The sequence below is a fragment of the Proteus sp. TSJ240517 genome, assembly GCF_047921575.1.
GTDB lineage: Bacteria > Pseudomonadota > Gammaproteobacteria > Enterobacterales > Enterobacteriaceae > Proteus.
The window spans coordinates 21068-34176 of sequence record NZ_JBLRMH010000001.1 but is presented as its reverse complement, the minus strand read 5'-3'; the positions used below and the strand labels follow the sequence as shown (position 1 = coordinate 34176).

Below are 13109 nucleotides of genomic sequence, written 5' to 3'. Positions count from 1 at the left end.
CCATATTGACAGTCTAAACAGTTCAATACATAACCAAATACAACTAAAAGTAAAATAACCACTCTGTATAAATAACATGGGATAGGTATTTTTTAGGGTAAAAAACAGACAATGTAAGTAAGAGAAGAGATAAGAATAGCAACAATAGAAAGGGAGGTAATATAGAAGAATAAAAAACGCCCTGCTATTCATTCACAGCAGAGCGCAATAATTCATTTATTAATTTAAGCTATTTAAAGCTTTATTAATAATTAGACATGTGCAGATGTTGATAATGTGTTCAGATCTTTATCTAACAAGAATAAAGCTTTTCCACTGTCACCAACCATTGCTAATTTATCAAGGATTGATTTGAATAATTTTTCTTCTTCATGCTGCTCTGCAACATACCATTGTAAGAAGTTAAATGTTGAATAATCCTGAGTTGTCATTGCAACATGCGCTAATTTATTAATCTCAGATGTAATATGTTTTTCATGTTCGTAAGTTTTATCGAATAACTCAGATAATGATGAAAACTCAGCAGGTGGAGCTTCAATCGCCCCAAGTAAAGGCATTGCACCTGTATCACTTAAGTAATCAAATAAGCGGTGCATATGTTCCATTTCTTCACGAGAGTGAGCTTTTAAAAATTTAGCAGCCCCATCAAATCCTTTATCGTCGCACCAAGCACTCATTTGCAAATACAGATTTGCCGAATAAAACTCTAGATTTAGCTGTTCATTCAATTTGTTGATCATATCTTGATGTAACATATTTTACGTCCCTTGCGATGAAAATTAACATTATGGATATTATGCACAGTTAAAAATAAAAATATAGCTATTTAAGTGTGCTTTTATTTATTTTTTTCAATTAACCAGCCGTAATAAAAATAAAAACCAATCTCATTTGTAATATGCTTTTAATACTATTAAAAAGCTAAATATTATTTATTATCATTAAGACAAAACATGTATTTAATCATTGCATAAAACAACCTAACACATTGAAATATATAAATATAATATTTAACTTTTGACTTTTAATTTTAGCTTTTATATTTATTAACTTTTTCTTTATAATCCAAGAAATTAAAATTAGCATTAAATAAAAATCACATTCCAATCATTAAAAAATATTCAAAAATAAGCTTTACCCTATATCAATAAATATATACAACGTAATATCTACAATAATCATCATTAGAAAAATAAAATATCCTTCTATTACTTGTTATCATTCCCTATTTTTTTATTATTTCGATTTGATATTGCTACATATTTATTTTTCAGACAGCAGTTTTTTTCACTCTTTTCACGTAAAAAAATACATAACTCTCAAAAAATAAAAATAATTCCAATTTTTGTGCAGTTTTTCATTTTGACTGATAAGATTAGTAGGTAACTCATATTTGTATGCACAAAAAGTTAATATAAAAGCCCTAATCATAATAAAAGGTTAATTAGGAGCCACTATGACAAAAACAGTGTTAGTACCCGTTGATTTTACAGAGCTTGGTTTATTAGACAAGGTTGTGTCTCATCTAAAAGCATTGTCTGTCGCTGACAAATTGAATATTCATTTTTTATCAGTCATTCCAAGTTATGAGTCTTTTGTCGGATTTGCATTCGCAGGCCAAGATAGACTAGCAAGTGACAAACAACGTATTGAAATTGCATTATCCACACTAAAAGAAAATTTATCGCACATTGATATTCCCAATAGTACAACTCAATTTTACGTGTCTATAGGCAATCCTCGCGATAAAATTTTAGAAACCGCAAAAAAAATTCAAGCAGAGCTGATTGTCATTGGTTCTCGTAATCCTGGTATGAAAACTTATCTTCTAGGTTCTACCGCATCTTCAGTGGTTAGTTACGCAGAATCATCTGTATTAGTCGTGCGTTAATCACCCACTTCCTGCTTCCATAAGAAATCTGGTATTCGTCATAAGCCAGATTTCTTATTCTTTTCACCATAAAATCCATTCAAAATGATATTTTATTTTATCCTGTTTATTTTTAAGAGTAATTATTAAAAATATATTCTGAAGCAATAAGATAATTATTAAAAAATGGCTAGAAATACAGTCACTTTAATGCTTTTTATATAAACTCTTATATTAATAATCTCTTAATAAATTTATATTGTTCATGATGTTAAATTATGTAAAGATACTTTTCTATTAAGGCTAAATTTAATCAACAGAGTAAAAGGAATTAAAATGAATAAAGAACTTTCTGAAAAATGGCAAGAGCGTTTTTCATTTTTTGATAAATATGGCTCACCTAAAACGCCAGAATTTAAAGCTGCTTATAAAGAACTCTCCTTTGGTAAACGTATTCTTATTGGAATGAATATCTGGGCATTTTTCTTTGGTTTTATTTACTTTCTTATTTTAGGTTTATGGCGCAAGGCATTAACATTATTTGCTATTAATATTGCCATTTTTACTATTATTGGTTTTTTACCTGTAAACAATGGTGTTATCAATGCTGTGGGTATCGCAGTTAACATTTTATGGGCGATAACAGCCAACTATGCATACTACTTAAAAGAAACCAAAAATGATCAAAGTTGGAACCCGTTCGAAGGTGTTCTGTAATAATAAAGGGGCAACGCCCCTTTATTTTCCCTTATATCTTTTTTTTAATAAAACTATATCCTCTTATCCTTATTTCATAGTAATTTTATCCATTACTCTATTTAAATATTTTCATCTAATTTACTAAAATAGAAAATAATGAAATAACACTAAAAGTTCGTTTTTATCTCAGAAGAGCACCTTGTTAATGCGCTATAATTCATTAACGCTAAATTGGGGAAAACGTATGTCTGAACACTTTCAAGGTAAATTTGAAGCTGAACTAAAATATCACCTTCAAAATCCACAAAATTTTATTAATGAATTAAAAAAATCAGGAGCCACATTATTTACACCTGAGAATAAAGAAACAGATTGGTACATGGAACATGATAATACTGAATTTTCAACTGCAACCATCAGTTTATGCGTAAGAAAAATGCTACCCTCAGGAATAAATCTTCTTATCGTTAAAGGCCCTGATTTATCACAATGTGAAGCCGTTCGCATCGAAGATGCAGAAAAAACAGTCTCTATGTTTACGACACTTGGCTACCATTGTATTCTCAATTATACAAAATCAAGAGAAATCTATTTTCTAGATGAGTTTCATATCACGATTGATAAACTAGATAAATTAGGCTCATTTGCCGAGTTTGCTATCATGACGGACGACCACAGCAAACTATCACGCTACACGGATCAATTAAGACATTTAGCCGCAAAATTTGGTTTTACAGAAAAAGATCTTGAGAAAGATAACTATAAAACACTCATGTTAAACAACCTCAAATCATAAACAATTTTATTCAGTAAACATCTCTATAAAAATAATTAAAAACTTTCTCATCTAAGCATCGATATGCTATCAACAGATATTGATGCTTTGTCATTTCTAATGCTTTTTATCTTACCCACTAACAATAAAAAATGGGGTTTAAATAGAAGATTTATTTGAATCCTATATTTATTACATTTATCCAATAATTTTATTTTCCTTATCTTAAATAAACCTCACTCTTAGTCAAAAAATGTCATTTAGATCTAATTTTAAAGATATTTTTGCAATACCACTTATATTAATACACTGTTTTTACTAGAATTAGTAAAAAAATATATTAACAGGAGGGTTTATGCTTGAAAATTACCTTAATATCTTTATTAAGGCAACTTTTGTTGAGAATATGGCATTAAGTTTCTTTTTAGGAATGTGTACTTTTCTTGCTGTTTCTAAAGAAGTAAAAACCTCATTAAAACTAGGTCTTACTGTTACTGTCTTACTTATTATTGCTACACCTATCAACAACTTAATCTATCATTTTATCCTAAAGAAAGACGCGATAGTTGAAGGTATTGATCTTAGCTTTCTTAGATATATTACTTTTATTGGCGTTTTAGCGGCACTAGTTCAAATTTTAGAAATGTTTTTAGATAAATTTATCCCTTCACTTTATCATTCATTAGGGATCTTTTTGCCTTTATTGACTATTCATTGTGCTATCTTTGGTGCCACCATTTTTATGGTTGAACGTGATTACACCTTTACTGAATCAGTGATATATGGTGCAGGATGTGGCATAGGTTGGTTACTTGCAATTATAGCTCTCTCAGGTTTACGTGAAAAAATGAAATATTCAGACATTCCGAAAGGATTGAGAGGATTAGGGATCACATTTATCACAGTAGGATTAATGTCACTTGGTTTTATGTCATTCTCTGGCATTTCACTTTAATAACTTGTTTTTATCTTTAATATTATGTGAAATTTTCATACATCATTAGGATCATTCCCGATGTGATCTTTATTTATAGGCGGAGGGATTATAGCCCTTCCGCTTATAGCGATTTCGTCTGATTTCTTATTTTTTATCTATTGCAATCTTTTTATTTCTCTCTCATTTATAACGTTAAGTTCTCTTATTTGTTCTATTAAATAAACAAAAAATAATTTAATTTATTGCTGTTTTAATCATTATTAATTTTTTATTTTATAAATAGAAACACTGGCATTATTTAAATCTAATTGTTCAAAAATCAACCAGTTAATCACATAAAGTTAATAATAAATCAACAGGTTAACTATATTCCACGAAGGTGATCTCTTTTATATCATTTTTATTATTTATCTTTAACTTTTAATATTTAAAAAAAATTAATTAAAAATCAAAGTGTTACAAAACAAATAAATACATTTAATAAATTTATTAATCAGAACAATAAATAAGCATAAAGAATATTTATAAAATGCCGATACTATTTTTTAGTATTTGAAAAAATCAAAAGGATATATGGCATTAAATCAAAGAGTGACCTAAAAACATATTTTCATTTGTTTTTTAATTCTTTGTCTATACCAGTTACAGGAAGTAAAAATAAAACTTAAAAATCAATAAATTACACAGTTATATTTTTATGAAAAAGGAAATAACATTACATGTTTAAGAACTTCAAACAACGTTATTTGCCAAACGTCTCTTTTAATATGTCGAGTTTAAAAACAACCACCCTAGTTTGGCTTATTACAGGCTCTTTAATCTTACTTCTTGGGCTAGCTTGTGTTTTATTTCTCTCTTCAGTTAATGATTACAAGAGAAACTTAAACACACTAAATAATATCTACCATGAACAATCACTACTAAGCAATACTTGGGAAAATCTACTACAAACACGTAATACCTTAAATAGGGCTAGTTCTCGCCACTTATTAATCATTAATAAAATGGCTACCGCAAATACTGACATCTCCTCATTATTACAACAAACTAAAGAAAAACTTCAGCACGTTGAAAATGGATGGGAAAGTTTCAAGAATTTTCCTCATAATGTTGAAGATCAAAGTTATATACAACAATTAGAGCAGAAATATACTGAGCTTAATGCCGCGCTCATTGAATTTTTAGCCTTTCTAGAACAAGGCAAAACATACGAGTATTTAAATCAACCAACACAAACCTATCAAGACAATTTTGAGCAAGCCTATACTAACTATCATCAACAGCTAGAAAATTATTACACGGCTTCATTGGGTGAAGGAGAATTACTGTACGATAAAATTATTTATAGCTTAATCGCTATTTCAATATTAATTGTTATTTTTTCTTTCTTAGTTCAAGTTGTACTACGAAAAAACTTTATTTCACCTTTAAACGCTATAATGAAAAATATCGAAGATATTAGTAATGGAGAATTAGCGACCGATGTCACCACAAAAGGTCTATATGAAATAAATATTCTCACTGCCAATATTCAAAAAATGCGAGATCAGATAAAACGGATCGTCAATAACATCAATCACAGCTCAGGTCTTATTAATTCAGAATTAAGTGATATTGCTGTTATGAACAATAATCTTGCTATTCGTGTTGAACAACAGTCAGCAGCTGTACTCGAAACCTCCGCAGGAATACGACAATTAAGCGTTACATCAAAACAACATGCAGAAAATACACAAGCATCATGTGAGCTAGTAACAAAAACAGATACGATGATCCATCAAAGCAATGAAATGCTCGCTAACGTTGTTGAAAATATGCATGAAGTTGTCACGTTCTCTGAACAAATAAACGACATTACCTCTACAATCGATAATATCGCCTTCCAAACAAACCTATTGGCTTTAAATGCTGCCGTAGAAGCGGCAAGAGTCGGTGAACACGGAAAAGGTTTTGCTGTTGTTGCTAAAGAAGTAAGAGAATTATCTATTAGCTGTAATTTGGCATCAAAAGAGATAAAAGTACTTGTCGCTAATTCAAGTAAAAAAATAAATCAGTGTTTTCAGCTAGCCGCTGACGCAAACGATAATATGGTAGATATTTCTAAACATACTGAAAATATTAATGAAATGATCCACGATATTTCTATTTCTACAAATGAACAAAGTAATGGTATTGCCCAAATTGAAGATGCAATAAATCAATTAGATCAAACCACACAAGCTAACTCAACAATGACACGAGAATTAGTCAGTTCATTAGATTCTTTGCAAACACAATCAGATAGACTAAAACAAGAATTAACTGTTTTTCATCAGTAAATGTTAAGTCTACTCACAGCATAAAAGCTATCTTTATCTTAGGATAGCTTTCTTATTATTGATTTAACCCAATATTAAAAATGGCTAAATTCAGGGATCTCTTTTTTACCATGTGACTCTAGAAAATCTAATACCCTTCTTGGAGTTACATTTAATATACGCTCTTGTGGAAAATCTATTTGAGCTAATACTTCTAATACTCGATCAAAATTTCCTAGTGAAGAAGCAATGTGTGAGTCAGAGCCTAGTGCAATTAATCCTCCTGCATCACGCACTGCTTTCGCTATTTCTATGCAATTCTTCTCACTTCCTACTCTAGAATGAATAAATGATGAGTTATTCATTTCTAAAGCAACGTTGTAAGTAGCAGCTGCTTTTGCAACTTCAGCAATATCTATTGGATATTTCGGATTCCCTGGATGCGTAATCATTTGGACACAGCCACTTGCTATTGTTGCAATTAACGCTTTTGTATTATCAACAAGGCCTAATGAACTCATTACTGGATCATGAAAACCAGCAAGTACAATATCTAATTTCTTGCTCATTTTCTCACTACAATCTGTTTCACCTTTAATATTTTTAATATTCGCTTCTATACCATAAAGAATACCAACACCATCAATAATACGAGGGATCACAGGTAAGTTAGAAAAATGCCATTCATGAGGTGCATCATCCATATCTGGGCCATGATCAGTAATTGCAAACAACTGAATTCCCTGCTTTTTAGCTTGCTGGAAATATTCACTAACTGTACTGTAAGCATGTGTACTAGCAATAGTATGAGCATGTAAATCAACGGGATACATAAACAACTCCTTTCTAAAAACACCTTATGAACATCGATAAGATGGCTTTTATTGAATATAAGATCTATCTAGAATTAATTATCAATTCCAGTAAAAATACGTAATAACCAACAAGCAATGTACTATCTACTGCACTTTTTCTCACATTAGCAAGAAATGAAGATAAATTTTAATAAATATGCTTTAATCTTTAACATACTATTTAATATCAAATAGATAAATAGAGTTTCACTTTAGTACTATACACAGGGATTTTGAAAACACATTATATTGTGTAATTTCATGTTAAACCTAGTTTTCAACTTTATAAAAGGCTATTTATGTTCAACTATCCAGCAGTCGCTCATTTTGATAAAGAAAGTGAAACTTACGAAATTACCTACCGTGATTTTGATAATATACACGCTGTTGCTTATACAGAAGATGATATTGAACTAGAAGCCTCTGATATTTTACATGTGGGTCTTGAGGAGTTTATTGCGAGTAAACAGCCTATTCCTGCTCCATCCAAAGCCCAAGATGGTGATTTTATTGTCTACTTACCTCTTATTAGCTGTTTAAAAATTGCATTACATAATGCGATGTTAGAAACAAAGACAAAAAAATCCGATCTTGCAAAAAAGATGAATTTAACGAGTGCGCAAATAGAGCGTTTACTTGAAATTAATCAAACCTCAAAAGTAGATAGTCTAGAGCAAGCACTTTATTTATTAGGCTATGCTATTTCTGTCAGCGTTAATAAAGATATTAACCAACAATAATAAAAAAAATAAAAATGGCTCTAAATTGATTAGAGCCATTCGTACTAGATTATTTCACAACAAGCATACAGGATAATTAAAGCTTTTTACTTGCTAAGAAATTCGCATGGTTTGTATAAATAGCGATGATATCTTCACCACGCCCTACTAACCCAGCAACCTGATTTACCATATCCAGATGATCTTCAGCATAATTATCTTTGATCAGTTTACCTAATCGCATACTTGTACGACCTACCAAGCCATCATTTTCACGCTCAGTAAAGAATGCACTTAATACACGCATTGCGGCATGAGTAGGATCCAGTAAATTGCCTCTTTCACCAGCAATCAAACCTTGGATATAGCTACCAAATGAATAGTAATGAACGCCATTTACGATTTCTTTACCTTCACCACCACGAACAGCTGGCAACCCTTGTGGGTACTTTTTATTAAATTCAGTTACATTTTCAGTTGTTAACGCTTCTAATGCAGCGACAGCATCTTGTGGATTGCCACGATTACCTGAAAATGCAGAAATAATAGTACCAATAGCTTTCATTACTGCATCAGCAATATATTCTGGCACACTATCCTTGCGCATAATACGTCGTACTAAATCTGCAATTTCTGAACCGTGGTTTACACCATTAACAGAAGTAACAGAAGCAATGCTCTTCGCATGTTTTGCAGCAACATAACGGCAAGCTAATGGGCCTTGGCTATGACCGATTAAATTTACTTTTTTGGCTTTCGTTTCTTTGAGAATTTTTTGCACAAATTCCCAAAGTTGTTCACCACGAACTTCGTTAGAGTTAAATGCAGAAAGAGATGCGGTGAAAACTTTATGGCCATCTTTTTCTAAGGCATCGGCGATACCATAAAAATAAGGATAACCGACGATATCATCAAAACCAGATAAACCATGAACTAAAATAATTGGATATGTAGTTGACATATTTTCCACTCCTTGGGTTTAAATTAATCTATTTAATTTGCTAAACATCCTATTAGCAATACTTAAAACAACACTTAGAATACAAAGTTTAAAATACAACTTTGAAGTACAAAAATTATAGTAAGCATCGTATTTTTATACCTTAATTATTCTAAGTGTTTTTAGCTTAATCTTTATTTTACGATCGTAAAGCATTATTTTAATTTTTTATTTATAGTCTTAATTAGCACCCGAGAAAATCAGCATACCTTCAATCATACCTTCTGCTTTTTTCAGTTTTTTTCCAATATATGTATCCGAACATTGATCATATTTTGCAAGCTGAATAAACGTTTTACCAAAAACATAATAATTAATAAGCAACTGATAGTCCTCTTTATTGTGCGCCATCAATCTTTTCATTAAGTCATTAATAATATTAGCATTATGATGAGTACATTTTTTTCTTAACTTTATACGCTCTGGAATAATTTCTTTATTATTCAATATATTAATAGCATTTTGATCATTAGCCACCCATGATCCCCACGCTTCTAAAGTTTTTGAAATATTTTCCATATTAACATCCTTATTTTCCATAAAGTAATAATCGCATCCTGCAATCATTTGATAATAATCCATTAACACTTAATGAATATTGATATTAATATAGTGAACAACGTGTAATTTACAACTCTGGTTTATAAAGATATTGAGTTTTTAACTTAATTTATTGATAGGAATGAAAAATAAAATAGATGCAACTAGCCACTTTAATTAAAAATTAAATTATTTTTAAATTATAAAAATATTTTCTCTTAAAATGGCTATAAATATAAAAGAGTAGCAATTATGGTAATACTTCTTCTGGACGTAAAGTGAGTACTTCATACCCTGTTGCTGTTACCAAAATAGTATGTTCTGATTGAGCAGATAACTTTTTATCTCTTGTTACAACAGTCCAACCATCTTTCTTAGTTTTTATTTTAGCGCCGCCTTGATTTATCATTGGCTCAATCGTAAAAGTCATGCCTTCTTTTAATTCAACGCCCTGTCCTTTTATACCATAATGTAGTACCTGTGGCGCTTCATGCATTTCTCTTCCTATTCCATGCCCACAGTATTCTCTCACTACACTATATCCATGACTTTGTGCAAAGCTTTGAATAGCATGACCAATATCGCCTAATGTCGCACCTGGTTTTACTTCCTTAATACCTTCCCACATTGCTTGATACGTTGTTTTTGCTAATTTACGCGCAATAGGAGATGCCTCTGGCATAATATACATTTTACTAGAGTCAGCAATGAATCCATTTTTTTCTAGTGTGATATCAACATTAACAATATCTTTGCTTTTAAGGCGCTCATCTGCTTTTGGTACACCATGACAAACAACTTCATTGATAGATGTATTTAGCACATACTCATAACCATATTGACCTTTACTTGCTGGTCTTGATTGAAGTTCATTGACAATAAAATCATCAACTTTATCGTTAATCTCTAGTGTAGAAACACCGGGTACAATAAAATCATCAAGCATTGTAAAAACTTTCGCCAATAAACGCCCTGACTCACGCATTAATTCAATTTCATCAGCCGTTTTAATCGTTATTTTATCCACTCTTCTTTCCTCTTATTCTACGTCTTGCTTGATGGCTTCTTTTTCCAGCATTTCATTGATAATCATTGGAAATGTCTTATCTGGGTTTAATTCTGCTTGAATGCCAATTTTTATCCAAAACTCTGCCTGAGCATTAACAGAGCGTGACATCACATTACTTGCTTTTCGCAAGTACTCATGTAATTCATCAGAAATTTTTACAATACCCACGCCAATCCTTATATACAAATCATAATAAAACATATACGTTCTATAATAGAATCAAACTCTTCTTCTTTCAATTGCTATTCAATACCGCCATAGGCATAAAATGCCTAAATAAAAAAATAAGGAGAAATAGGAGAAAATAAAAACTCAAAATAATGAGATCATTTTTTTATTTTCATCTACTTTATTACACCAACCCACAAATGAATAATATTTGGTCTCAAATTATCCTAAATTACAGCTGTTTATCTTAAATACGATTATCCTAAGAATTAGCTGAGAGACAAATTAGAAAGTAAACGCTAATTTGATATTAATAAAAATTAGAAACAAATCTCGCATAAATACTAAGGAAAGCAAGAATATGAATCTATTCAAAACAATCGCATCACTTTCGTTATTGAGTAGTATTTTAATACTAACCTCTGGTTGTACAACAATTGAGAGAAACTATCCCACTAGCTTAAGTGTTGCCAATGAGCAAACTGAAAATAGAGCCCTTTCAACAAAATGGGGAGAAAGTTTATCTTCTGTTACTGAAAGTGTTGAAGCGTATCGATTATCACAAACACCTTCACAAACAACATCTATATTTTATCAAAATGGAGCGCCTTCCAATTCTTATTCAAAAATTGTGCGTATTAGTGAAAGTCCAGTACAGATATCAATCTTGACTGAATACAGAAAGATAATGCCATTATATCACACACAGAATAATCAATATTTACTGTATGGAAAACAGAATGAGCGCTATATTATTTTCTTACATAACACTAGCCATAAAATAATATATGAAGCTGTTATTACTGTTGATGGATTAGATGTCATTAGTGGAACAGCAGGCTCTTATCAAAATAGAGGTTATTTATTAAGACCTGGAGATACTTTATTTGTTGAAGGTTTTAGAAAAAATCAGCAACAAGTTGCCGCTTTTCGCTTTGGCGCTCCTGATGAAGGATATGTAAATTATAGTGCTCAAGGTGATAAAAGAAATATGGGGGTAATTGGTGTTGCACTTTTTGAATCAGAAGAAGGCTCACAACAAATGATGAAGAAATGTAGCTATTTACCAAATCCTTTTCCAAATAGTAACTATGCACCAGAGCCTTGTATCCCTTAATCTTTATCCATTAAATTTCTTCTGCTAAAAATAGCGTAAATTATTACGCTATTTTTTTGAGCAACTATGAAATAAAGCGGCTTAAGATTTATATTAGCATTTAATGCTAGTGCACTTTTTCTAGCTCTATTTCAATCGTGTTAAATTCTAATAAGAAGCCATGATCTGCAAATCAGGTTTTTCTCCTCGCATAATAGCCCGCTGTTGTTCATGAACAGCCTCATTAATTGATTTTTGCTCTCCTGGTGTTCGAGCATTTTTACCACAAACTAATGTAGAACATACTGGACTGCCTATTCTATGGCTCCCTGAATTACCCGTACTAAAAGTAACGTTATCAGTAGTACAACCCAATAATAGAAAAGATAATAAGGTGATTGCTATGCGCATAATTTATCCATATAAAATTAAATTTTAAATTGATATTAAAATATTAATAGGCATCAAAAGTATAATGTGGCTTTTGTTTCCATTTGAATTCAACAGTTTGTTTTTTTTCATTCCAAATAGGCTCAGCAACTGGCATAGTAAAACTTATTTTTTGAATAGGCTTTAATGTTGAATTATTATTTAAATACTGATCGTTAATTGATGGTTTTTTCTCATTTAAACCAACTTTAAAAACTTGTCCAAGTCTTTGTTTTTCTTCTTGAACTTCCATTTCAAAACGAGATTGCTTTCCTAACATAAAAACCAAGTTATTATTAACTGCGTGACTATCAGGAATGGAATTATCGGTGTATGTTTCAATTAATTTAGTCTGAGTTACTTTATTATTGGTACATCCAGAACTTACAAATACAGAAAGTAATAACAATAAAAAATAATGCATAAATTGAATATCAATAAGAAATAGGAGTAAATAATTATTCCATAAAATCGATTCATCAACAAAATAAATTTTCCCATTTATATAAAAATAAAGAAACCTGCTCATAAATCGACGATAGAAAATTATTTAAGCTATAACTTGATAAAAAATACAGAGCAAACAAATAACTTAACTAAAATAATAAGAATAAACAAAAATACATCCAACAGAAATGCATGGTAACTAACTATAT

At 30.6% G+C, this 13109-nt stretch carries 15 protein-coding genes; 7 read left to right on the top strand and 8 right to left on the bottom strand.

Annotated features, from left to right (window positions below; all coding sequences use genetic code 11):
* Positions 1–251: 251 nt before the first annotated feature.
* Positions 252–755 (bottom strand): non-heme ferritin, encoded by a 504-nt coding sequence (gene ftnA, locus ACNARN_RS00195; RefSeq protein ID WP_075673382.1) that lies wholly within the window; start codon positions 753–755, stop codon positions 252–254.
* A gap of 701 nt (positions 756–1456) precedes the next feature.
* On the opposite strand from ftnA, the gene ACNARN_RS00190 reads away from it, so the two are divergent.
* The 5 genes from ACNARN_RS00190 to ACNARN_RS00170 all read left to right on the top strand — a co-directional run bounded on the left by ACNARN_RS00190 (position 1457) and on the right by ACNARN_RS00170 (position 6599).
* The gene (locus tag ACNARN_RS00190) at positions 1457–1891 is read left to right on the top strand and encodes a universal stress protein (RefSeq protein ID WP_072062602.1); all 435 of its coding nucleotides are present in this window, start codon (positions 1457–1459) and stop codon (positions 1889–1891) included.
* A 315-nt stretch (positions 1892–2206) separates the two neighbouring features.
* Entirely contained in the window at positions 2207–2587 is a 381-nt protein-coding gene (locus ACNARN_RS00185; RefSeq protein WP_023582416.1) for a DUF2628 domain-containing protein, read from the top strand.
* A 226-nt stretch (positions 2588–2813) separates the two neighbouring features.
* Positions 2814–3365, top strand: coding sequence for a class IV adenylate cyclase (cyaB, locus tag ACNARN_RS00180; RefSeq protein WP_416303999.1), 552 nt, complete (start codon positions 2814–2816; stop codon positions 3363–3365).
* 334 nt (positions 3366–3699) lie between these two features.
* Positions 3700–4299: an NADH:ubiquinone reductase (Na(+)-transporting) subunit E gene (gene nqrE / locus ACNARN_RS00175; RefSeq protein WP_109372536.1), complete on the top strand. Its 600-nt coding sequence runs from the start codon at positions 3700–3702 to the stop codon at positions 4297–4299.
* A gap of 701 nt (positions 4300–5000) precedes the next feature.
* Positions 5001–6599 (top strand): methyl-accepting chemotaxis protein, encoded by a 1599-nt coding sequence (locus ACNARN_RS00170; protein WP_198619653.1) that lies wholly within the window; start codon positions 5001–5003, stop codon positions 6597–6599.
* A 74-nt stretch (positions 6600–6673) separates the two neighbouring features.
* On the opposite strand, the gene ACNARN_RS00165 is transcribed toward ACNARN_RS00170, so the two are convergent.
* Positions 6674–7411: a phosphatase gene (locus ACNARN_RS00165; protein WP_109372537.1), complete on the bottom strand. Its 738-nt coding sequence runs from the start codon at positions 7409–7411 to the stop codon at positions 6674–6676.
* 320 nt (positions 7412–7731) lie between these two features.
* Between ACNARN_RS00165 and ACNARN_RS00160 the strand changes: the two genes are divergently transcribed.
* Positions 7732–8172, top strand: a complete 441-nt coding sequence (locus ACNARN_RS00160) for a hypothetical protein (RefSeq protein WP_416303998.1) — start codon at positions 7732–7734, stop codon at positions 8170–8172.
* A 76-nt stretch (positions 8173–8248) separates the two neighbouring features.
* Here the strand turns inward: ACNARN_RS00160 and ACNARN_RS00155 are convergent, their stop codons facing one another.
* The 4 genes from ACNARN_RS00155 to ACNARN_RS00140 form a co-directional block, all read right to left on the bottom strand.
* Positions 8249–9112, bottom strand: a complete 864-nt coding sequence (locus ACNARN_RS00155; protein ID WP_109372539.1) for a lipase family alpha/beta hydrolase — start codon at positions 9110–9112, stop codon at positions 8249–8251.
* Positions 9113–9331: 219 nt separating this feature from the next.
* Positions 9332–9670, bottom strand: coding sequence for an antiterminator Q family protein (locus tag ACNARN_RS00150; protein WP_416303997.1), 339 nt, complete (start codon positions 9668–9670; stop codon positions 9332–9334).
* A 271-nt stretch (positions 9671–9941) separates the two neighbouring features.
* On the bottom strand, positions 9942–10718 hold the full coding sequence (gene map, locus ACNARN_RS00145) for a type I methionyl aminopeptidase (protein ID WP_100158067.1): 777 nt from the start codon (positions 10716–10718) through the stop codon (positions 9942–9944).
* Positions 10719–10730: 12 nt separating this feature from the next.
* Positions 10731–10928, bottom strand: a complete 198-nt coding sequence (locus ACNARN_RS00140; RefSeq protein ID WP_109372589.1) for a ParD-like family protein — start codon at positions 10926–10928, stop codon at positions 10731–10733.
* Between the two features lie 361 nt (positions 10929–11289).
* On the opposite strand from ACNARN_RS00140, the gene ACNARN_RS00135 reads away from it, so the two are divergent.
* Positions 11290–12045 carry a hypothetical protein gene (locus tag ACNARN_RS00135; protein WP_198619655.1) on the top strand — a complete coding sequence of 252 codons (756 nt, stop codon included), beginning with the start codon at positions 11290–11292 and terminating at the stop codon, positions 12043–12045.
* A gap of 147 nt (positions 12046–12192) precedes the next feature.
* Here ACNARN_RS00135 and ACNARN_RS00130 read toward each other — a convergent pair whose 3' ends face one another.
* Together ACNARN_RS00130 and ACNARN_RS00125 are read right to left on the bottom strand one after the other, a co-directional pair.
* Positions 12193–12435, bottom strand: coding sequence for a hypothetical protein (locus ACNARN_RS00130; RefSeq protein ID WP_416303996.1), 243 nt, complete (start codon positions 12433–12435; stop codon positions 12193–12195).
* Between the two features lie 43 nt (positions 12436–12478).
* Positions 12479–12982: a hypothetical protein gene (locus tag ACNARN_RS00125; protein ID WP_416303995.1), complete on the bottom strand. Its 504-nt coding sequence runs from the start codon at positions 12980–12982 to the stop codon at positions 12479–12481.
* Positions 12983–13109 lie beyond the last annotated feature (127 nt).